17 protein-coding genes and 1 pseudogene are annotated in these 22,385 nt (G+C 39.4%); 14 read left to right on the top strand and 4 right to left on the bottom strand.

Going from position 1 to position 22,385, the window contains the following annotated elements; genetic code table 11:
* Positions 1-147 precede the first annotated feature (147 nt).
* Together ACDJ59_RS19260 and ACDJ59_RS19255 are read left to right on the top strand one after the other, a co-directional pair.
* Positions 148-1,204: pseudogene (locus ACDJ59_RS19260) on the top strand (flavin-containing monooxygenase).
* Positions 1,205-1,470: 266 nt separating this feature from the next.
* A complete protein-coding gene (locus ACDJ59_RS19255; RefSeq protein WP_413404979.1) occupies positions 1,471-1,818 on the top strand; it encodes a hypothetical protein in 348 nt (115 codons plus the stop codon).
* A gap of 282 nt (positions 1,819-2,100) precedes the next feature.
* On the opposite strand, the gene ACDJ59_RS19250 is transcribed toward ACDJ59_RS19255, so the two are convergent.
* Positions 2,101-2,844, bottom strand: coding sequence for a hypothetical protein (locus ACDJ59_RS19250; protein ID WP_413404977.1), 744 nt, complete (start codon positions 2,842-2,844; stop codon positions 2,101-2,103).
* A 95-nt stretch (positions 2,845-2,939) separates the two neighbouring features.
* Positions 2,940-6,059 carry a glycoside hydrolase family 2 TIM barrel-domain containing protein gene (locus ACDJ59_RS19245; protein WP_413404975.1) on the bottom strand — a complete coding sequence of 1,040 codons (3,120 nt, stop codon included), beginning with the start codon at positions 6,057-6,059 and terminating at the stop codon, positions 2,940-2,942.
* A 93-nt stretch (positions 6,060-6,152) separates the two neighbouring features.
* Here ACDJ59_RS19245 and ACDJ59_RS19240 point away from each other — a divergent pair, with 93 nt between their 5' ends.
* The gene (locus ACDJ59_RS19240) at positions 6,153-7,019 is read left to right on the top strand and encodes an AraC family ligand binding domain-containing protein (RefSeq protein WP_413404973.1); all 867 of its coding nucleotides are present in this window, start codon (positions 6,153-6,155) and stop codon (positions 7,017-7,019) included.
* Positions 7,020-7,024: 5 nt separating this feature from the next.
* On the opposite strand, the gene ACDJ59_RS19235 is transcribed toward ACDJ59_RS19240, so the two are convergent.
* A complete protein-coding gene (locus ACDJ59_RS19235) occupies positions 7,025-7,294 on the bottom strand; it encodes a helix-turn-helix domain-containing protein (protein ID WP_413404971.1) in 270 nt (89 codons plus the stop codon).
* A gap of 786 nt (positions 7,295-8,080) precedes the next feature.
* Here ACDJ59_RS19235 and ACDJ59_RS19230 point away from each other — a divergent pair.
* The 11 genes from ACDJ59_RS19230 (at position 8,081) to ACDJ59_RS19180 (ending at position 21,499) form a co-directional block, all read left to right on the top strand.
* On the top strand, positions 8,081-10,450 hold the full coding sequence (locus tag ACDJ59_RS19230) for an MBL fold metallo-hydrolase (protein WP_413404969.1): 2,370 nt from the start codon (positions 8,081-8,083) through the stop codon (positions 10,448-10,450).
* Positions 10,451-10,458: 8 nt separating this feature from the next.
* Positions 10,459-11,862: a hypothetical protein gene (locus ACDJ59_RS19225; RefSeq protein WP_413404967.1), complete on the top strand. Its 1,404-nt coding sequence runs from the start codon at positions 10,459-10,461 to the stop codon at positions 11,860-11,862.
* Positions 11,859-13,643 (top strand): Hsp70 family protein, encoded by a 1,785-nt coding sequence (locus ACDJ59_RS19220; protein WP_413404965.1) that lies wholly within the window; start codon positions 11,859-11,861, stop codon positions 13,641-13,643. Before ACDJ59_RS19225 ends, ACDJ59_RS19220 begins: the two co-directional genes overlap by 4 nt.
* 16 nt (positions 13,644-13,659) lie before the next feature.
* Entirely contained in the window at positions 13,660-15,357 is a 1,698-nt protein-coding gene (locus ACDJ59_RS19215; RefSeq protein ID WP_413404963.1) for a HEAT repeat domain-containing protein, read from the top strand.
* 3 nt (positions 15,358-15,360) lie between these two features.
* The gene (locus ACDJ59_RS19210) at positions 15,361-16,755 is read left to right on the top strand and encodes a hypothetical protein (protein ID WP_413404961.1); all 1,395 of its coding nucleotides are present in this window, start codon (positions 15,361-15,363) and stop codon (positions 16,753-16,755) included.
* Between the two features lie 382 nt (positions 16,756-17,137).
* The gene (locus ACDJ59_RS19205; protein ID WP_413404959.1) at positions 17,138-18,073 is read left to right on the top strand and encodes a helix-turn-helix domain-containing protein; all 936 of its coding nucleotides are present in this window, start codon (positions 17,138-17,140) and stop codon (positions 18,071-18,073) included.
* A 27-nt stretch (positions 18,074-18,100) separates the two neighbouring features.
* On the top strand, positions 18,101-18,589 hold the full coding sequence (locus tag ACDJ59_RS19200) for a DinB family protein (RefSeq protein WP_036668991.1): 489 nt from the start codon (positions 18,101-18,103) through the stop codon (positions 18,587-18,589).
* A 180-nt stretch (positions 18,590-18,769) separates the two neighbouring features.
* Complete coding sequence (locus tag ACDJ59_RS19195) at positions 18,770-19,057, top strand: hypothetical protein (RefSeq protein WP_315371117.1); 288 nt, start codon at positions 18,770-18,772, stop codon at positions 19,055-19,057.
* A 503-nt stretch (positions 19,058-19,560) separates the two neighbouring features.
* Positions 19,561-19,764 carry a hypothetical protein gene (locus tag ACDJ59_RS19190; RefSeq protein WP_413404957.1) on the top strand — a complete coding sequence of 68 codons (204 nt, stop codon included), beginning with the start codon at positions 19,561-19,563 and terminating at the stop codon, positions 19,762-19,764.
* Between the two features lie 138 nt (positions 19,765-19,902).
* Positions 19,903-20,355, top strand: a complete 453-nt coding sequence (locus tag ACDJ59_RS19185; protein ID WP_413404955.1) for a hypothetical protein — start codon at positions 19,903-19,905, stop codon at positions 20,353-20,355.
* A gap of 622 nt (positions 20,356-20,977) precedes the next feature.
* Complete coding sequence (locus tag ACDJ59_RS19180) at positions 20,978-21,499, top strand: GNAT family N-acetyltransferase (protein WP_083657414.1); 522 nt, start codon at positions 20,978-20,980, stop codon at positions 21,497-21,499.
* Between the two features lie 104 nt (positions 21,500-21,603).
* On the opposite strand, the gene ACDJ59_RS19175 is transcribed toward ACDJ59_RS19180, so the two are convergent.
* A complete protein-coding gene (locus ACDJ59_RS19175; RefSeq protein WP_413404952.1) occupies positions 21,604-21,954 on the bottom strand; it encodes a hypothetical protein in 351 nt (116 codons plus the stop codon).
* Positions 21,955-22,385 lie beyond the last annotated feature (431 nt).

Raw genomic sequence — 22,385 nt, 5'->3', positions numbered from 1 at the left:
GTAAAGGCTCCCGTGAGGGAGTCTTTTTTATGTTGATTTTTTTAAAAAAAAGTACTGATGTTTTCTTCTATTGCTAAACAGAAAGTTGTTAAGTAAAATAAATATATGAATAAGTACTCATATATTGATACATTAATGATATTGGAGATGATACATATGTATGATGTATTGGTTATCGGAGCTGGGCAAGCAGGTTTGGCAGCAGGTTACTATCTTCAGCAGTCGGGGTTAACCTTTTTAATCGTTGACGCAGCCTCATCTGTCGGGCAATCTTGGCGTAAACGGTACGATTCCTTGCGTCTTTTTACCCCACGAATGTATGATGGGTTACCGGGAATGCCGCTTAGTGGAAATAAAAATAGTCTGCCAAGCAAAGATGAAATTGCAGATTATTTTGAAAACTATGCTAAACAAATGGAGCTTCCAATAAAGTTAAACTGTGAAATCTCCCGTCTCTCGAAGCAAGATGAGGTGTACTATGCTGAAACCAATGATGGAATGATTGAAGCGCGCAATATTATCGTTGCGACGGGACCTTTCCAGAACAAGAATGTTCCTCATTTTGCGAAATCATTATCCGAGAGTAATTCAGCTTCATTCATCAGAATATAAAAATATCTCTCAATTGCTTCCTGAAACAACAGTAGTTGTAGGCGGAGGAAATTCAGGTGCCCAAATCGCCGTAGAGTTAACATCAGATGATAAACAAACCGTATACATATCCATAGCTCGAAATATTACCTTTAGGCCTTTGCATATTATGAAACGAAGTATATTCTGGTATTTTGAAAAGCTCGGAATATTACGTGCAAGTGCAGATCGTATGGTTGGAAAATGGTTGCGAAATCAGCCAGAGTACGTCTATGGCTATGAGTTAAAAGAGTTGATGATCCAAGGGAAAGTTAACATGCGCCCACGTGCCATTAATGCAATAGATGACCGCATCCTATATGAGGATGGTAGTGAGACAGCAGTAGACAATATTATTTGGGCGACTGGGTTCAAACGAAATGATGGTTGGATCGATATCAATGCTGCTTTTGATTCCCAAGGTACAATTTTACACGAGAGAGGTGTCTCACCGGTTGCTGGACTTTACTTTGTAGGACTGCCTTGGCAGACATCACGAGGTTCTGCATTGTTGGGATGGGTCAAGTACGATGCTCAGAGAATCGTTAGTCATATCAAAGGTAAGTCACATTAAACTATATAAACTGGACTAATCATTTACACGATAACGGAGAGGACAGAAAAAACCTGAAAAAGCAAAGCGTTCGCCTTTATCCCCGGATTTTCCCCTTCGGAAAAGGAATCAAAAAATTTTGGGGATAACAGCGATTGGAAGGTTATTCTGTCATCGTAGTGTCTGTGTAAATAACTTTAGTTCAACTTATATAGATTAGATATCAGGAATGATTAGCGAATATCATAACTCACATTTTTGGGTATATTACTAAAAGGAGGGATTTTATGAAATTATTTAAATTGCCATTGATTCTTTGTACTATATTACTTTTATCTATTGTCTCAGCTTGTGGTGCGGATGATAGACTACACGGAAAGAGCGATAACTGGGATGTTTCTCTACAGAGATCAACAGGGAGCTATAGTATTACTTATATAGGTGATGAAAAGCGCATAAAGGATTTTGTGTTTGACCTTACCAGCAATAATATAAAACAACAGGGGAAGGCGCTTGAGGAACAAGGGGTACCGTTCAGTATGTCGGGAACGGCTACTGAGGCGGAGAAAACGAAAGATCCAATTACCTTTAAAATGAGTTGGAACAATCAGAGCGAGATAGTAACTTTTGAGTAACTCTCGCATGCGGGAGGTGTTCATCATTGGACTTATGGCAACTATTAATCGCCTGGATAGGCATTGTTTGTTGGATTGTCACTTACAAAGATAAGATCAGTAAATGGATACTTTACCCTGTCTCGCTTTTTTGTATAGTGATTACTTTAATTTTTTGGCTTACTAATCCTTAAAATAGGAAAATGTTAGATCAGAGACTGTGACTACTGAATTATCCAAAAAAAGTACATATCACACGTTAGGCCGTTCCTTCATGGAGCGGCCTTTTCACACAATGGGGTCTCATTTCGCAACAGTTATTTCAAAAGTAGAGTGCTCAGAATCCTGTACGCTGAAGCGATATTCCAATCCGTTGCGAATAGTCGCTCCATCAAAATCAGACTGATCCACTTCACGATCCAATAGACCGATATCCTGGATGACATCTTGTGCATCGTTATATGAGTACTCACTATCGGTTGTGAGAATGAGTGTAGCGATAGCAGTCAAAAAAATTCCACCTGTTGGTTTACGCGTATCACCAGTTGCGTATAACCTGACTTCCTGAATGCTCTTATCTGCATTCGCTGCACCAACCAAATGTAACTCGTCATTGAATATATACTCGAAAGTGCCAGTGCCGTGCTCAGAAGAGTCTTGTATATTCAAGCGGGTAATACTCAACCCATTCAGTCGGTATTTGCCTACGGCGCCATTAAACTTGTTTTTAAATTCATCGGTAGTCATGTGGAGGCCAGAAAGTTTAATCTGGGATGAAGGGGTCTGATCTATTTCAGACTGAGTAGAGTTCGAAGATAAAGTCAGCATCCCAAACAAACCTATTAAAGCAATTGCAAAACAGGCCGTTGTTAGAAAAATATATCTGATCGGCAACCTATCACCTTTGCGAATAGATAAGATCATCCCAACAACAATTATCAAGAAAGCAAAAAAGCCAAGAATGAAGAGAGTGGTAAACAGATATTGCAAAGTCTCACCTCGTAATAGAGTAATAGCTGGAAAAAATCTTTCTTGCACCTCATTCATTATAATGTTCCCATGACAAAGTTCAAACTCCCACTACTCACTGCCCCAACAAAAAAAAGCACTGCCGGCATGCTGCCAGCAGTGCTTGCTTGATGTTATACAGGTTTTACCGTAAAGGTGAAGTGATACGCGCGGTTGGCTGGCAAAGTGTATTCAGGATGGGTACGTGCGCCCCAGCTGTCATCTCCGCCAACACCCATTTGTTTGTAATTGATGCGTGCGATAGTCTGTGTGCTCTGAGGTAATTTGTACACATGGTCGTTTGCTTCCAGTTCCTCCGGTGTCCACGGCAACGCATTGATTTCAAATGGTATGGTGGCTTCAACATGAAGGCCAAGCTGACCATCCGCTGACGTAACTTCAGCAAAGCGTACATCCGTTTTGTTACCACACTCTTGTGGTTTCAGATATGGAACAAATTGATCTCGAACCGCACCTGTGTAATAACCGAGACGTGCACTGGTCAGACGGTCTGCGTAGTTGTCATGCGGGCCTCTGCCGTACCAAGAGATTGTATCCAAGCGGTTATTCAGTTGCAACAGCATACCGAATTCCGGTAGATCAGGTAAGCCTATGCCTGGAATAAGGTTTTGACTGATTTCCAATACACCATCCGCATCAATTCGGTATGTGATGGACAGCGTACATCCCGGATGTTGATCCCACGTATAATCGGTCGTTACGAGAATACCTTGCTCGTCTGCATGGTGCTCGAAGCGAATTAATCTGCTGGTAGCGTGAGCATCTCTCCAGAACGCAGAACGATCATTCAGGCGGTTCCCCATATCGTTGTCTGTCATGGCTCTCCAGAAATTCGGCCGGACAGGTGCGAGCAATTGCTCCTGATTGTTGATCTGATAGGACGTTAACGCGCCAGTAGCTGGATTGAAGCTCAACGTGACTTGGCCTGTAGTCACTTTCAATTCATCTTGCAGCTCTTTTACCTGCGGTGTATTGCCTTGCCCTTGGTGTACCTGTTGGATTGGACGCAATCGCGGAGATACCACGAACTGATCCCAGGCAATCTCATGATCTACTCCTGCCCATTTGGTTGCGATTTTTGTAACCAGAGATACAGTCAGCACCGCTTCCTGGAACAGATCGGAAGATGGCGTATAAGGGATTCGGACTTCAACCGATTCGCCAGGAGGTACCGCGATATCCAACGTACCGTTCTCTACGGATACACCATCGTGTGTTACTGTCCATACGAGCGAATATTCGCTCAGATCCGTGAACAGGAACTGGTTTTTGATACGAAGCAGGCCGTCTTTGACATCAACGGTTTCCATACGAACATTCTGATAACATTTCTTCACTTCTTCCAGCTTCGGTGTAACCGTCTTATCGGCCAGAATCAGTCCGTTCCCGCAGAAATTTCCATCATGAGGAGATTCACCGAAATCGCCGCCATAAGCAAAATATTCTACACCGTCTGCCGTAGTGGTACGAATGGACTGATCGACCCAGTCCCAGATGAATGCACCCTGCAACACATCATATTTATCGAACAAATCCCAATACAGATGCAAACCTCCACAAGAGTTACCCATGGCATGGCTGTATTCGCAGATAATATAAGGTTTCTTCGGACCCTTCATGCGAGCATAATTCTCTACATCTTGTGGGCTGATATACATTGTCGATTCAATATCGCTTGCAGAATCAGAAGGGCGATAGTGGAAGGTACCTTCATAATGAACGAGACGGGTTGGATCGACTTGTTTCAGATAATCGTACATGGCGATGAAGTTATCGCCGCCGAAGGACTCATTACCCAGAGACCAGATAATCACGGACGCATGGTTTTTGTCCCGCTGGAACATCGAGTTACAGCGATCTATTACGTTATCACGCCATTCCGGCTTGCTTGCGGGAATATTGTTTTCATTCATTTCCTTTTGCCCATAATCCCAGGTGCCGTGAGTTTCCAGATTCGTTTCGTCAATGACATAGAGGCCATATTCATCACACAGTTCGTACCAGAGTGACTGATTCGGATAATGGGATGTACGCACCGCGTTAACGTTATAGGACTTCATCAACTCGATGTCACGGATCATGTCTTCCCGTCCAATGGCTCGACCCTTATCCGGGGAAAATTCATGACGATTGACGCCTTTAAATACAATGCGTTTGCCATTGATTTGCATCAGGCCGTCCTTCAGTTCAAACTTGCGGAATCCGATCCGGCTACGGACTGCTTCCAGTGTTTCGCCTGATTCGTCCTGAATGGACAGCACAAGTGTATACAGGTTAGGGGACTCAGCGCTCCATAGTAGCGGCTTCATAACCTCTGCTGACAACTGGAATGAAAGTTCATCCTCGCCCTGGAAAGTAACGGCCGCAGTAAGTGGTTGCTTCAGCACTGTCTGCTGTTGTGCATCATAGAGCTGCGCCTGAACGGACAATCCGGCAGGGGTCTGCGCGGCATTATGATTAAATAATTTCAAATCCAGCAGTAGCTCCGCATCCTGATACGCGTCATCCAGTTCAGTACGAACAAAGAAATCGGCGATCTGAACCGGCGAAGGTGAATGCAGGTATACACCACGGAAGATGCCGCTTAACCGCCAGAAATCCTGATTCTCCAGCCAGCTCGCATCACACCAGCGATATACCTCCACAGCAAGCTTGTTTTCACCTTCCGTTAGATACGAAGTGATATCGAATTCTGCGGGCGTGAACGTGTCTTCGCTATAACCGACCAGTTCCCCGTTGACCCATACATAAAAGGCGGATTCAACGCCCTCAAAATGAAGCAGGACAGGCCGGTCTTTCCAGTCTACAGGAACCGTAAACGTGCGGATGTACGAACCCACCGGATTATAAGTTGTTGGTGCAAATGGTGGCTTCAATTCAGGCTCACGCTCGACCCACGGATACGTCATATTTGTATAGTGGGGATAATCGTAACCTTGCAACTGCCAGTTGGAAGGAACGGCGATCTCATCCCATTCACTGGCATCATAGTTGTTCTCATAAAAGGATGTAATCCGTTGCTCCGGTGTCTCCGCAAAGGCAAACTTCCATTGACCATTCAGTGAATCGTACCATGGCGATGCGCTGGAATCATTGGACAATGCTTCTGTTATAGATGGAAACGCTACCATAGAAGCATGTGCGGGTAGACGGTTTACTTGAAAAGTCTCGGGATTATTGTTCCATTCCGGGTATCCATTTGCCGGAGGGGTGTGTACCAGTTTCTTTCGCATAACAGCAACTCCTTATGAAATGTTATAATATTGTCATTATAGAATTGAATGATGACTTAGAGAATAAAGAATATTGCCCATATATATCACAATATGAAACTAACGATGGAGAAAGTGGTGTACTGGATGGATACCCGGATTTTTTTTGGTAAAACAGAAGAAGCTGCTCGCCTGCCGATCTATATGACCACGGTTGGTTACTGGGAACACCAATATGAAACTGAGCGTCCAGAGGGATTCCCGGATTATCAGATCCACCAGATTATTCATGGTCAGGGGAGACTGATTATACAAGAGGACGAGTATATCGTCGGACCGGGTGATGTTTTCTTTCTGTATCCCGATGTACCGCATCGATATATGCCCATCAGTGACCGTTGGGAACTGGCGTGGGTCTCGTTTCAGGGGAGAGAGGCTAGCCAGTTATTATCTTATGCGGGGATACCCGGTTCACGCGTATGCAGACTCAGGACAGCAACGCTGCTGCGTGGCCTGAAGCAACTTCTGGTTAGAGGAGAGAATGGGGATACTACGGATTACGCAGATTACGATGTTGAATGCTCCAAACAATTATATGCCCTACTGCTGGATCTGAAGCCACTACTCATCGCATCCGCCAATTATAATGATGAACTGGAGCGCTTGAAGCCTGTGCTGCGTTATATCGCAGAGCATCTGGATCGTTCACTTTCGCTGAAAGAACTGGCCGATGTGGCTGTGGTATCTCCCCAATATTTGTGCAGGCTGTTTCAGAGGGCACTCCATACCAGACCTGTATTTTACGTGAACCAGGAACGGATCAATCGAAGCAAACAACTTATGTTCAGTGAGAGAGAGCTTCGAATATATGAAGTTGCTGATCGGGTGGGTTACGAGAATGCCAGTTATTTCTGTGCGATGTTTAAAAGGCATACAGGCATGAGTCCAGAGCGTTTTCGCAAACTGCACGGACTGAATTGATGGAGTTACAATTTTAGTGCTCCACTCGCGGTAGGAGCAACAGAGTATACTTCACTTAAATGACATGCCAGATACACCTTCATCCAACCCTCGGAATCGTTCAGATCAACACCTAGAATCTCCTCTATTTTGCGCAGGCGCAGGTACAACGTATTGGTATGAATATGCAGACGTTCGGCTGTGGCTTGCACAGATCGATTCGCGGCAATATTCAACCTTTTACGGTCTGAGTGATGAAGTGCTGGATAGTATAACATAGTGATTTGTTTCTTCATTGATGAAGTTTAATATGAAATGTTTATATAAAACCGGAGACGATCAATAGAGTCAACTAAACATTTATTACTTCCAGAAAAGATAATGCAGTGTTGACCAATTACTAAAGATCATTGTATGAATACTGGACGTTGTAGATTAGGTTGTTATATGAGAAAGTACCAGCGATATGTCACTAATATTATTGGTTTAAAAAAAGATGAAGTGAATGCTTTCCCACGCTGAAAAATTTCCTGAACATGGTTTGAATATTAAAGTGAGCCTTCATTACACTTAATTATTATTAAAACCATCGTTCACGTTAACCAGCATGGGCAAAAGGGGAGAAGCATAGGGAGCTCGGGCCAGCTCGAGGAGAAATAACGCCCTAATAAGTCATATTTCACGGGTACGAGAAACAATACATTAAAAGTCAATAGGAAGTCAGTATGATATTGTTTAACCGAGAGTAAATGCTTCAGATCACTGTTCAAGGCGCGGCTAGCATTAATTTTGATGATATAACCGTTTTACACCGATATAGATAGATTTTATATAATATATTTAATAGTTTCTAATAGTTAAACCTTTATACTAATCTATAGATCAGAATGATATTTATATTTTATTTGAATGATAATGGAAAAAAATATCTTGATTTAGTATAATAGACCTATTCATTACTTTTCGAGTGAAAGGGTGTATCTACCATCTCAAATAAGTGGAATCAACATTATGAAGAAGGAATATTTTACGAAAATCGAGGACATATAGAGAAGGCAAAAGAACACTATAATTATCTATACTTGAACAACTCTTCATTACCAGTTGAGATGTTGGAACGAATTAGTAATTTTTATTCCCGTCACAATGAATTCAACAAAGCATACTTGCTTGCCAAGCTAGGTATACAGCAATCAGGATCTTTAAATGTGTTACTCCCCCTATTTCTATCTAATTTTAAAAAGGGAAAAGGAAGAGTGGAGGATCTGGATGAGCTCTTGAACACACATGGTATCGATTATTTTGTTGCAGAAAATACACAAATTGCTAATTTATATGTTGCGAGTGGGGAAAAAGATAAGGCATATGCATTTCTCATACAAAATGCTCCCAGAATGGATCTCCTTTTTATTGAACATCCGAATGAGGCATCCTCGTATATTAGTTTTTATCTGCTATTGACTACTCTTGAATATGAGCATGAAAACTACAACCAGGCACGTTTTCACTTAAGAAAACTTCTTTATTTAGAATCTAAGCTGCTTACTTCACTTGAAATGATCATGTATTGGTCAATTATTCTTGATGAAGCAGAAGAATGGGTGAAGCGCTCAGATTTTGAAGATATCTATACTCGATTATCAGGTGAAGGAATTGAGATCATCAGATTTTATGCTGACATGATACAGAGGAAATTGAAAGGATCTGTAATAAAAGCGATTAGAAATCAAATATATACTTCAAAAGAGTTGGAACATAAACGCAGTTTATGTATACGCTTAATTAATAGAGTACAGAAAAGAGAGGATTGGTTAGATGGCATTGAGGATGATCAGCAGAGATATCCACATGACTTATTAACGATGATGCTTTACGGAACGTACTTAGAACAAAATAAGCCAAACGAAAGTATGCCCTATGCTGAAATGCGCTATCGCCTGCATTCTGATAAAGTAGAGAGCATTCATTCTTACTGGAAGCAAGTCAGAGAAGAAAGAAGTAATAAGTCATTTACTTTACCGTCAAATACTAATCTTACCTTTCTAGGTGGAGGTGAGAAAATTGGTGGCATGTCTATTTTAGTTACGATTAATGGTAATTCAATTCTCTTAGATGCGGGGATGCACTTACGAGAGTTAACCTATCATCCAGATTACACTCCTATGCTAGAACAGGGAATTGGATTCAAAGACATAGATGCTTTACTTATTACGCACGCACATCTTGACCATACTGGTGCTGTGCCATATGTATACAAGCAACATCCAAATTTGTCTATGTATGCTACGGAAGCAACACGACGGTTAATGAAAATATTATTGTTAGATTCATTGAAGGATCAGGAAAATCGTGCCAATGGTTTTAATGAGGAAGATGTGAGAATGTCGGTTATGGGTGTTGCACCGGTGACTGAATATCTAACCTTTATCGTTCCTTCAAAAAAAGGTCAATGGAAAATCACGTTTTATCCTTCAGGTCACATTTTAGGTGCATGTGCTATTCATGTTGAACGAGATGGGGTTTGTATTTTGTTTACAGGAGACTACTCCATTGATCCACAGCATTCGGTGGGTTCTTTATCATTACCGCCTGATTTACAAGTGGATGTGTTGATTACGGAATCTACATACGGATTTGTTCCGACTAATGCAAGTATTGACCGAGTAAAGCAAGAACAAATGTTTATCGCTTCTCTAATAGAAACCTTAAAAAAAGGTGGGAATCTATTAATTCCTGCGTTTGCAGTAGGTAGGAGTCAAGAGATTTTAATGATTATTCGTGATCACTTTAAAGGTGAGCGTTTCCTTCCTTTTGATCTTTATATTGATGGTCGAGTAGTTGAAGTTTGTGAAGTCTATGAGGAAATCTTTGCATCTCAAAGTCAAGACAAAACTCTGCTAGGAGAGGAAGTTCTAGTTGCCAATAAAATCTATTCTAATAAGAGAAATAGTACCTTTGATTTCAATGATTTCTATGACGATTATCTGCTTAAAGGAGGTAACTGTATCATTTCTAGTTCAGGGATGTTGAGAGATTTTAGCTCGTCTGCCCGTTATGCTGAAAGAATGATAGAGCAATCACAAGATGCGATTGCTTTTACAGGTTACATGGATGAGGAATCACCAGGACACCACATTATGGAGCTTGATCGTGGAGTAGATGATGTATCAGTGAAAATAAATGGCAAGACTAAAACACTTAGGGCAAAGGTTGATACTTTCCGTCTCTCGGCTCACGCGAGTCGAGAACAAATTATGAAAGTAATTATGGATACCAAACCAACATCCGTTTTTTTGGTGCATGGTGAACATCAAAAGTCTTATACAGGGATTCATACTGTTGTTAGTGGGCATGTGATCTATCCAACATTACTGGACTTATTACAGCATTTATCAAAAGACATTAATGTTACTCCTGTCTTTAACGGGCAGCGGTACAGTATCGAATTCTAGGAGGTATTATGGATATTAAAGAACGTTTGATTGATTGTATATTACGGCATCATGGTCAAACTAATGAGCATTTGGAGGAGCAATTGAATGTCCAGTTTAAAGAAGAAGAACGAGAAGCATTTAAACAAATTGGTATTTCCCTTCAAACTCGTCAAAGTTTTTACTGGCGTCTATATGCTTTAACTGAACGTGTCTTTATAGAACAATCGGACATCTCAGACGAAGAACAACTTGCAGCAATTGTAGCTCAAGATTGGAATGAAAGTGAGGACGTACCTCATTTGACGAGTGAAGTTTGTCGATTATTTATTCAACGTAGCGAGTTGAAAATGAGTAACAAACGTAAAGCTTTGGAATCGATTTGTAGAGGGGACATTGAAAGTTCTAAGTCCTTTCAAGGGCATTCCAAGTTTTTTACGGAATTGCTGACTCGTTATGTTATTTGTCATGCTAAATATAAAAATGAGTTGGAGGTATATGAACTTGTTGACGAAATGACTGCATGGTTTTTCCCAGAGAATCAACGTGAAACAGCAAAAGTGACAATGCGTAATTTAGGATTCCTTCGAGCTAAAAAAGTGCTGGGGCGCCTGAAGGCATACAAAAAATATGTTGGAGTAGAGCGCCTTGTTTTTCAAGCAGGCATAACTGAAATTTTGATTGAAAACAAAGGAAATCAGATATTGTCTATTAATGTAGCTGATTTTATGAACCAACTTGTAGTTGTAGAAGAAATCGAACCTTTTAATGAACAGAATAACCAACGGCTTATAGTAGAACCTTATTCAACTACAGCTGAGAAATACTCGTTAAATTTTTTGAAGAGACTACTGTCTCAATCGATAGGTATTATCACTAATTTAGAAGAGAAACAAATTCATTGCGTCGAAGAAGTAAAGGCAAGAACAACGGCAGAAGTTAACCTTAGTAATGACACGATAAGTCTACAATCAACCTTACGTATTGCCGAAGAGGAGATCGTACGATTAAAGCAAACATTGGAACAAGAAAAATTGAAGACGGAAGAAGCTAAAGAAAAAACTCTTGTTAAATTAATTACGGCTTTAGCAGGAAGTAAAGCAAGATATCTAATGTCTGATTTATTTGAAGAAAGCCTAGGTATTAAGCCAAACAATCCAGTAATTAGTACAGGAAGACTGATTAATCTTTTTTCTACATTAGATTTAGTGATTGGTTTAGAACCTTATACAGATGGGCGTGAGCTGAACCAAACATTTACTATTCAGCGAAATGAACTAACAAAGACGTTTGAAGTGAATGCACCAATTCAATCTCAAGAAGATGAAATTGCAATCAAAATTATTAAATACGGATGGATGTTGGACAACAAAGTAGTTGTATCTCCACTAGTAGCTGAAATCATAACGAAAAAGGAGATTGAGTCAATATGAGTAAACATATAGGTGTTGATTTGGGAACAACGAATTCTACGATTAGTGTGGCATATTTAACTGTCAAAGGTGACATTGAGACCAATACTTTGGAAATTACCCAAACCAATGAACAAGGTACGCAGTTAGTAAGTGATTATACTTTACCTTCTATTTTATATATGGATCCTCAAGGTACCCCATATGTTGGGAAATATGCTAAACGTATGAATGGTTTTTTTCCGAATTCTGTAATTAAAAGCGTAAAACGTAGCATGGGTAATGATGATATCTGGACAATAGATGGAAGGGAGATTCGTCCAGAAGAAGTATCTGCTTGGATTTTATCGACTTTACGATCTACTGCTTCGGAGTACTATATGAATGAAGATGTGGATAGTGTTGTTATTACTATTCCTGCAAATTTTGATTTTCAACAACAACAGGCGACGAAAAATGCTGCTGTTTTAAGCGGATTTCATCCTGAAAAGATACATATGATTCCTGAGCCTACAGCAGCGTTGATTGATTTTTTAAACGAAGAGGAGAAAGTTGATGTAGATGCACGTCGTATTGATTTCAGTACAGGCAGAAAAAATCTAATGGTTTTTGACTTAGGGGGCGGGACATGCGATGTATCGATATTGCAAGTTGAGAATAATGACCAAGGTAAGTTGAATATTCAAGAAATATCTATTTCACAATACACCGAACTCGGTGGAGTCGACTTCGATAAGGCAGCAATGAACACGTTGCTTAGAATGTTTGCTAAACAAACAGGATTAAAGACAAAAGACATTGCGGAAAAATATGGAAGAGATGTCGTGTCTCAGTTGATTGCAAATTTATATGATATTGCTGAAAATGCCAAAATGAAATTTAGCACAACTATCGATTCTCGCTTACGTACCGAAGGAAAAGAGTACATTGAAGAAAAACACAAGTTCGATTCCATTATCTTCAATGAGGCAATTGACTCTAATTTGCCAGATGAGTTTGCAGCGAATTTCCGCTTTACGAAAAAAGAATATGATGAGATGATTCATAGCTTGCTTTATGCTGAAAGTGGATCGGTTAAAAATATAGAAGTCCCCATTTTGAGTGCATTAGAGAGTAGCATTGTTGGAAAATTGAAATTAGAAGATATCGATGCAGTATTTCTCGTGGGAGGGATGACTTTTTATCCAACGGTACAAGAACGGATATATGATATTTTTAATCGCCGAATTAAACCTATTCGATCCGTCAATCCTATGAAATCAGTTAGTCGTGGAGCAGCAATTTACCATTATCGCATTCATGATATTTCTTTGAAAAACAGCGAAGAGTATGTGGCTAAGGATGTTGCACCGTCCCTCACACGTGATCAAGGCCTAATAGGAAATACCATACCTAGTAATATCTATGTAGATGTTATTGGTGCTGACCCTGTGATTTTGTTAGAAAAAGGAACAATGTTACCTTTTGAACGTTTAATAGAAGATTCATTTATTGTTAAAGGTACAGAGGACCATAAGGAAGTGTTAGGTATGAAGTTGGAGTTATTCTCAGCTCCATTTGCAAAGTCGATTCATGTGAAAAAGCTGAAATCTGCTAAGATCAACTTCAAACAACCAATAAAAACGGGCTCTAAATTAGTATTAAAAGTAACTTGCAATGAAGAGCGTGAAGTCTCTGTTAAAGCTTGGTTGAAAGAAGATGAGACTGAAATGTTAGATGTAAATATTGGTTCTCATGAGTTCACGAAAGAGGAAATAGAGGAATGGAAAGAAAATAATAAATCTCTTAATAAATTGAGATAAAAGGGAGGTCATATATATGGCGATTTTTGATCGAATGCCTGGGGAAATTCTTGAGAAATTAAAGGGACTCGGTTTAGGGGAACCATCAGAAAGTGAAAGTGAAAAATTTGTTTTAAGTCAAGAGGAAGAAATAGAACTCCAAGCAGAGATTTTTCGTCAAATTGAAGAAGAAGGAGAAGAAGATGAGAATTTAGATATCTACGATAACAAGAGTGTAGCTGGAGGAAATGATGGGATTGTAGAAGTTGAATACTATGGATCCATTGGATATGTTGATATTTCATTTACTTCACTTAACGAGAATATAAGTGAAGTGGAGTATCAAAGGATTTTAAATGCCGTTGAAACAATTACCTTTGATACTAATGAAGTCAAATGGAAAGATTCTTTTAATGAGATTGAGTCTTTTGGTGAAAGAGCTGTAATGATCCTATTCAGAGAATGTCGTAAATTCAACCTATCAGATGAAAAGCAAACCGCATTAGTTGTTCAACTCCTAAACCGGTTAACAAATCGAAGTTTAAAAGGAAGGAGAACGATTAAAGCAATTTTGGAGCAAGCGAGCATTCAACAGCATGTTAAATTAGCTATTCTTGTATCAGGAACTATTCGAGATAAAGAAGTTTCACAAGCTCTTATCACGAGGTTGGCGGATCCAGATTATTTTACTCTGGCACTACAATCGCTTCTTAAGCTAGCACCTAAAGATTTATTACCATCTATTTTAGAGGTAATCAACAAAATCGATTTACGGCGTAACGATTTGATTGAACATGCATTTATTCATGCGAATGAATTTGTTCGATTTGGTCCACAAGCGGTTAAACTAATTTTTGCAACTTATGCTTCTTTAGATATCAAACAACTTCATCGTGTCTATATTCGTGCCATTCAATCATTTAAGGAAGATGCCATTCCTTTTTTGAAAGAAGTATTCCAAGAAACTAAGGATGAGAAAATGATGTTTATAGTATGTAAAACTCTAGGATCACTACACATACCACATTCAACGCAAATCTTATTAGAAGCTTTGGATGAGCACCCAGAGTATAAACGTGCTATTATTCGTGGTTTAAGTTTCACTAGAGATCGAGCCATACTCCCAAAAGTACTAAAGATAATGAAAGAAACAACAGATCAAGGGCTTCGTCAAGAATGTATGACTACAATTGCCTTCAGTGGAGATCGTAGTGAGCAAACAAAAAATGAAATTCGCCCTTATTTCCAAGATCGCTCAACTAAAGATTACTTAATAGCTCTGAATAGTTTAGTAATTATGGGCGATGGCGAAATGATGAATAATTACATTCAAATGTTAGTTAGTGGAACAGAAAAAGAGCAATATATTATCCAAAAACATATTGGAAAGTTGCCATCTGTCCAACAACTAAAATTGGCTGAAGCAATGTTTCACTATCCTGATGAAGAGACATTATTAATTGTAATGGGCTTGCAGAAATTTAATGTTTTAGATTTGCGTATAGCAGGTATTTTAGAACGTAAGCTTCAAGAAACAGCACATGCTGCTCTTCGTATTGAAATATACAAATTAATAGGAAAGCACGTCAACAAACAAAAAGAATTGTTGCCACAAAAATTCTTATTTGAAGCCAAGAGTAACGAAAAAAATCCTCATATTTTGCGTGAATTAGAACAGATTATTAGTATGATGAATCGTTTTGAGGGCCACATATCCGTTCAGAGAGGGGAGTAATCGATGGGATCAGTGACAAAATCAATGAAGCGTTACGCCTACGTATCGATTGAAACTTATAAAAATGTAGATGATAAACTACTAGATCAATTACTTATCAAAGTTATTGGAGAAAAAAATGTTCGAACGATACTTGAAAATAATGTATCTGCATTGAAATCACTTAAACTTACAAAAACAAAGTTAGTTAAGGGACAAGTAGATTTGAAAACAATATCCATAGAAATTGGCGCGTTATTAAAAGAAAACTATGCTCTATTCAATCACGGTGTAAACTTCTTGAATGACTTTTACTTGGGGGGAATAAAAGAGAGAGTTGAAAAAAATGATCATATTGATACAGCTTTTTTAGATGTCTTTACTGAAATGATTGAAAGTTCGCGTCAGAACTACCAGTTAGTTCTTTTATTTTGTCGACATTATAAAAATGGACTACATAAAGAGTTAATTAAAGATGTGGTTGATAAATGGGGAGATGATTGTGAAAATATTATTATTGATGAAACCAAGAAAGGTTTAGATGGATCAACTAAACTAGAAAAAAAAATAGAAGATGAGCAAAACTTACTCTTAAAAGAGAGTGTAGAGATGATGGATGACAAAACTAAATTAGTTGCTGAGCGAATATTTTCCTCTGATACTATTACAAAATATAATGGTTTTGAGGAAATGCTTCCTCTAGCTGATCAGATTACAGAATGGATGAACTCTTTAAGCCATCTGATTAAAAAAAATAGTAAAGAAAATCTTAGTCGAGAAGTGACCCACGAAGAAAAACTAAGAGAATTCGAGCAACTTGATAAGAAAATGAAAGACCAAGAAAAGGAAAAAGTAGGTTTACACAAGCAATATAAGAAACAAATAACTTCACTTATAAATGAAAACAATCAACTGAAAAAGTCTAACAGCCAACTCCAAGAGAAAATAGAGGTGCAGTTAAAGGAACACGGGAAGGTTACACAAATGATTGGGGAACTACGTAAAGAAAAAGAGACTGTTATCAACGAGAAGAATGTTTTGGAGCGTAAGAATGCAACTAATGATAAGGAAAAAGTTAAACTTGAAAATATAATTCGTATCGGTATTAAGAAGGAGTTCGATAAAGAACTATCCCACGCTTTACAAGAAAAGAATAATGAGATAAGGACACTTCAAAAAGAATTTGATGATAAAACTTTGAATTATTTATCATTAGAAAATGTACACAATGAAGTGTTGAGAACAATGAATCTCATGGAAAATGAGAATAAAGAGCTATATGATATCATTAATGAAAAAAAGAAAAGCCAAACGTTAAATATAATTGATAAACCAATTGAATCTGATGATGAAGAAATTGATGATATCTCGTTAGAATCATTAGAGAATTTAGTGAACTTTAACAATCAACCTTACTGATTTTTTGAGTATCTCCACAACATTTTCTTATGTTTTTGTGATTACCTTGAGTCATTTAAATGTCTCAAAATGTTATAATTTATAATTTCTCGTTGATTGCGTCCATACTGATCAAGACACTTTAAGAGGTTGTTCAAAAACGGTCTTTTTGAACACGCACTATAAGAAAAATTGATGTTCTTTTCATCCCAATTTCAGTTTCCATTAAGGTTGGGAAGGTAAGATTAGTCTTGTAAACCCCTTCTCGTGTTAAATAGATGTGTGACTGGCCCTATCGGATTGTCCTCCGGTAGGGCACTTTTTTTCTTCATTTTCTTCAGTTGGTGGTATGATAGATGAATACATAATGTGTAACCAACTCTAGTGACCGGAGGATGGAATTGTGGATCACAGCTTGCACCCGTTGTTTAAGCCTATTCAGATGAATGGAACGTACCCTAACAGTTATTATGTTGAGAAACTACCTGCTGCCGGTCTGATGGCTTATGTGGCCTGTTATTGGGAATCAGGATCTCTTCCAAACACACATGCGGATGTTGCTAAGAGAGAAGGTCCAGAGCGATCGATGACGACGGTACCTGCCCGGGTATTACCGGATGGTTGCACGGACATGCTGATTACATACGACCCAGTCTGTTCAGAGCACTCCTATGCTTACTGTGGCAATTATACACAGCCATTCGCTGTACCTGAGCCATCCGATGATGGTTCGTCTGCTGGAGACTACACCTTTGGTGTCCGGTTCTTCCCGGGTGGAGCGCGTGTCTTCCATGGCATGCCTCTGGAGTGGTTTACAGATAAGCGAATTGCACTTCAGGAATGTTGGCCGGAGAAGCTGAACGAGCTTCAGGAACGGATGGCCGAAACGAATCATTTTGCAGAGCGAGTAGAGGTTATGAACGCGTACTTGAGTCCGTTGCCCGTGCAGGCAAGCACATCTGAGAACGATCTGATGAAAAACGTGCTGCACCGCATCTTTATTGATGGGGGACGTATGAGTGTCCAAGAGCTGGCGTTGCGTGAAGTGATCAGTGAACGGCAGTTGCATCGCAAATTCTCGGAATGGATAGGAATCAGCCCCAAGCGATTCAGTGAGGTGGTTCGTTTTCATCGTGTGCTGAGCGATATTCATCAGGGGAACACGGCAGACTGGGCAATGCTTGCCCAGGATCATGGATTTTTTGACCAAGCCCATCTAATTCGGCAATTTCGCAAGTTTTATGGAGAGACTCCGCTGACGGCAGCCAGGGAGCATGGCAGGATGTTGTCCGATTTGTACAATAGATCTGCAGCACCTTCGGTTATACTGAAGTCGTGAGAATAAAAGATAAGGGAGACATCATATATGAATGGAACATTGCAGATTCGGGATCATTTGTTGAATGAGTTGGAAACAGGCGTACGGACGGGGGCTTCGTTAATTCGCTTGATCCGTTCGGAGGATTGGTCTTATCGTCCACAGGAGAATATGCGTTCATTGGTGGAGCTAGTGCATCACTTTATCCAGATCACGGCATCGGATCTTGCCATTATGCAGGAAAAAGGTGAAGCTGAGGTTGGGCTGGTAGAGAATAGCCTGTCGGGGATTGAGGATATCGAGAAGCTTGAAGCAACATTATGGAGCAATTTCGAATCCTACAAAGCTTATATCAAAGGATTGAGCGAAGACGACTTTTTGAATCGTTCAACAAAAGCTTTTTATATGGAACATGGCCACTTGCAGGTTCAATGGCAGATTGAAACGGTAACACACGTATTCCATCACCGTTCGCAGCTGTATAACTATCTCAAGCAGCAAGGCCATGAACTGAACTTTTTCATGCTGTATGCGTAATTAAACTAAAGTAAGCTTAATTGGCTCCATCGGATGGTCCGGTGGGTTTTTTTTTGCGTACATTCGTCTATCAATCTATGAAGTCTATCAAAATTGGACATTATGACGCTGGTAATTCACCGTTGCTTTAATAGATTTTAAGCATAGAATACCGTATCAAAGCAAAAGGAGGTGATTTCAATGGCCATCCTTTTACCGCAACAGTTTTACAATCTTCCAGCCGGTGTAGGCAAGTCTTACTACGAAAACTTGGCTGGAGGCACCAATGCCAGCGCTACAGTGAACAACTTTGGACCTTTTCCGGTATCTCTCGTGATCACACGTGTTAATGCACCAGTAGTCACTTACGTTGTTCCTGTAAACAGCAGCCTTACCATTTCTGCAGGTGGAGTTCTGGTTTTTGCCTTGTTAGCTAACCTTGGAGGCGCAGCTTCCGGAACAATTCAATTCGCCGTAGCAGATTTGTAATTGATGTGGACTGGAATGGAATGGCCTCTGTCGGACATCTTGTCGACGGGGGTCTTCTTTTTTTATGGATATACATAGATTTAAAGGGGTATTTTGAGATAATAAAAGTTAATAAAATACTTGCCGCTTCCTATTATGGTGAGGCAGTAGGTGAAAACGTAAAATTCGTTGGAACAACGATAGCGTACGTAGAAGGGTAAATCCTTTCTGAAGAGGAAGTAGAAATAAAAACTAATAACCACATAAATGCGAACATATAGATTACTATAACGAACAGAACAAAGCGAGCCTTTCATAAGAAAAAATTAAAATTATAAAAGAAATAACCCGCCATAGGTTGCCGTATGGAGTGGGGACCTGGCTTCACAGAATCTAGTATTTTTACAATCGATATTATAAAGTAATAGATATAAGAGAGAAATTATTCCAAATATGTGTTGTAGTATATTTAGGTGGGAAATACAATATATTGAATTTTTATGAACAAGAGGTGGAAAACAACTATGAAAAATAGAAACATAACAGGTATTGTAGTGGCCATAATTTATTGTGTTGTTCTTTATGCTTTTTTAACTGATGCCCCCCCTGGTGAAGCTCCAAATAATCCGTTTTGGATTTATTTATTGATTCCAATTGGAGCTATTGTAATTACGTCTCTTTTTGATTATGTGATTAAGTTCGATTTCTTCAGGAAAAAGAAGAAATAGAAGTAAAGAATGAATAGAGGATAAAAAACGATAGGATCAAAAATTTCTAAAACATTTTTTGCAGGAGTTCTGCTCTCTACATCTATCTCACTACCAGCCTTTGCTCAGGATCAGGTAGATTTACCATCTTCTTTGCCAGTGTCACAAGTGGATAAAAGCCTCTTAGATTTAGTTGAAAGCACACCCAGTAATTCTGTAACTTTTACAAATGGTTCTACATTAGTTCAATATGACAATTACTATATTGCGACCGATTCAAATGGAGAAGATGAGTTAAAAATTACAAAAGTCGATGATAGCAAAGTAAAGTATGAAAACCTGCAAACCGGCGAAGTGAATTATGCAATCAAAAAAGTTAGACCCGTTTATGAAGATCTCAGTTACGCTCCACAGGCATTAGCAGATGATTATGTATATAAAGGCAAAGTAGAAAATTCAACTGAGATAATATATGCCACAGCCTCTGCAGTAGCAGGTATACTTGCTTCCTTTATAGGCGGACCTGTAAGTGGAAAAATAGCTGGAATACTTGTAAGCATTGGCGGTTATTATCTTTCTAAAGATGCACCAAGAGCCTATTGGATAACATAAACATACACTAAAGGTGTTATTAATGGTGCCACTGGGACTTTATTCATTAGGAAAGACCATCACTATTATAGATATCATGATTATACTGGATTTATTAATACTGTTTCGACAATTCGGACTTGCCAACCTTATGGTTGTGGTACAGTCAATGAATTGTGATCTGTTAGTAATTGTAGATTGACGTTAGTTCCAACCTAGAACCCTTAAAAGAAGGGGTTCTACTTTTGGTAGGAATCATGAAAATAGGATACTTGTGATGAAAATAAAACCAACGCTTCAATAACGTTTTATATTCTGAAAGATGTCTAAGAAACAAGAAATGTTACATCTAAAGAGAGGAGACTGCATCTGGGCAGCTCCTTTTTTTATGGTTGATCGACACTTCCATGATACCAAACAAAGAGGTTTTTTTTGTCACTAGAAACAGTACTGTTTAAATCTTCTTACGTCCACAAGGGGTTAACTCATTATTTTAAGTGCGAAAGTTGAGTGAATAATAAATGCGTATTACCCTTAAAATTTAACAGCGCCTTTATACAGGCTTGTTTACTTTAGTGTTCATTCGATTAATTTAAGGTATAAGCTGCACGCAGATTGGTGTTGGCATACAGGAGGTTAGTGGATGATGAACAGAACAATCTTATTTGAAACGGAACGGTTGGAATGTGCGACTTGGAACGAAGGAGATCGTGCGCTGGCGTTTGCATTGTGGGGCGATCATGAGGTTGCCAAATGGATTAGCAGCAAGGGATTTCTGAGTGAGGATGAAGTAGAAGCGCGATTGACACAGGAGATTCAAAGGCAGAAGGAAGCGGGTGTGCAATATTGGCCCCTTTTTGAGAAAGAGTCGGAGGTGTTTGTCGGTTGCTGTGGCCTGCGTCCGTATTCTCCAGAAGAGGAGATCTATGAATTGGGATTTCATCTAACCCGGGATCACTGGGGCAAAGGGTATGCGCAGGAAGCGGCGCGGGCGGTAATAGGTTATGCCTTTGACAAAATGAACGTGAAGGCACTGTTTGCCGGACATCATCCGGATAATGAAGTGTCACGTCACATCTTGATCAAGCTGGGATTTGAGTATACAGGTGATGAACGCTATGAACCGACAGGGAAGATGCATCCATCGTATGTGCTGCGAAAATAAGAAACCCCGACCAATGAAGGACAGGGATTGAGTGAGTCTTGATCCGAATACCATGTTGTTCTCAATGGGCACAGATGAGATTGAGGGCATCTGGTTTCCTCTTTTTATATAGCTAGTTCATTCGAAACAATGCGATGTGCGGTAACGATTTGCCCGGTGCTGTCTTTTCCCCACACTGAAATTTCAGTTAATGCAGCTGCGCCCCCACTCGTTGTGAATACATATTCGTATCCATCCAGGTTGGCATAGTAGGTTTGAGAGAAGACTTGCCCGGGGGTCAGATTAACGGATTGCAGCACATATAAGGTCCTCGTTCCATTTAGGAAATAACCTTCAATGAGTACATTGGACGTATTGATGGAATCGGTGTTGACCATTTTGATGGTGACCTGTTGTGTAGGCCTGCTGCCACCGGAGAGGTTGTTCTCGATCGGGCCTGTAGAAAGGACTGCCATAGGTCCAACTCCTTTTTTATGAATGACTTTTTCTGAGAAAAGCTAGAATAGCATATGTTAGAATCGACAAAAGCGTTTGGACAGAGAGATATATGTACTGAATGAAAAGGAGGAACTGAATCTTCTGTCCAAAGGGGATATATGTTTTCATGCTTTTTTTATTTCGCTTTCAGCTTCTATTAAGGTAGCGGAGGTATGATAACTCTTGTAAACCCCTTCTCGTGTTAAATAGATGTGTGACTGACCCCGCCGGGCGCCGGTGGGGTATTTTTTTGTTCTATTTTCGAATAAACAAAACTAAACAAAATTAATAAAAGGTTATTTCTTTGTTTGTTATTGACTACCAAAGATAAACAAAGGTATAATGAATGTGAAAAAAGGAACTTACTATGTACGTGGCAAGCCATTTGATTTTCAATATAAGGAGAGAT

Origin of the sequence: Paenibacillus amylolyticus (assembly GCF_047302515.1) — a bacterium.
GTDB classification, from domain to species: Bacteria; Bacillota; Bacilli; order Paenibacillales; family Paenibacillaceae; genus Paenibacillus; species Paenibacillus amylolyticus_G.
The sequence above is the reverse complement of the archived record's forward strand: the minus strand, read 5'-3'. Positions and strand labels throughout refer to the sequence as shown.

What these genes read in the sequence shown, in the direction of transcription:
- ACDJ59_RS19255 (WP_413404979.1), top strand. Translation starts at nt 1,471, where the DNA reads ATGAAATTATTTAAATTGCCATTGATTCTTTGTACTATATTACTTTTA.
- ACDJ59_RS19250 (WP_413404977.1), bottom strand. Translation starts at nt 2,844, where the DNA reads ATGAATGAGGTGCAAGAAAGATTTTTTCCAGCTATTACTCTATTACGA.
- ACDJ59_RS19245 (WP_413404975.1), bottom strand. Translation starts at nt 6,059, where the DNA reads ATGCGAAAGAAACTGGTACACACCCCTCCGGCAAATGGATACCCGGAA.
- ACDJ59_RS19240 (WP_413404973.1), top strand. Translation starts at nt 6,153, where the DNA reads ATGAAACTAACGATGGAGAAAGTGGTGTACTGGATGGATACCCGGATT.
- ACDJ59_RS19235 (WP_413404971.1), bottom strand. Translation starts at nt 7,294, where the DNA reads ATGAAGAAACAAATCACTATGTTATACTATCCAGCACTTCATCACTCA.
- ACDJ59_RS19225 (WP_413404967.1), top strand. Translation starts at nt 10,459, where the DNA reads ATGGATATTAAAGAACGTTTGATTGATTGTATATTACGGCATCATGGT.
- ACDJ59_RS19220 (WP_413404965.1), top strand. Translation starts at nt 11,859, where the DNA reads ATGAGTAAACATATAGGTGTTGATTTGGGAACAACGAATTCTACGATT.
- ACDJ59_RS19215 (WP_413404963.1), top strand. Translation starts at nt 13,660, where the DNA reads ATGGCGATTTTTGATCGAATGCCTGGGGAAATTCTTGAGAAATTAAAG.
- ACDJ59_RS19210 (WP_413404961.1), top strand. Translation starts at nt 15,361, where the DNA reads ATGGGATCAGTGACAAAATCAATGAAGCGTTACGCCTACGTATCGATT.
- ACDJ59_RS19200 (WP_036668991.1), top strand. Translation starts at nt 18,101, where the DNA reads ATGAATGGAACATTGCAGATTCGGGATCATTTGTTGAATGAGTTGGAA.
- ACDJ59_RS19195 (WP_315371117.1), top strand. Translation starts at nt 18,770, where the DNA reads ATGGCCATCCTTTTACCGCAACAGTTTTACAATCTTCCAGCCGGTGTA.
- ACDJ59_RS19190 (WP_413404957.1), top strand. Translation starts at nt 19,561, where the DNA reads ATGAAAAATAGAAACATAACAGGTATTGTAGTGGCCATAATTTATTGT.
- ACDJ59_RS19180 (WP_083657414.1), top strand. Translation starts at nt 20,978, where the DNA reads ATGATGAACAGAACAATCTTATTTGAAACGGAACGGTTGGAATGTGCG.
- ACDJ59_RS19175 (WP_413404952.1), bottom strand. Translation starts at nt 21,954, where the DNA reads ATGGCAGTCCTTTCTACAGGCCCGATCGAGAACAACCTCTCCGGTGGC.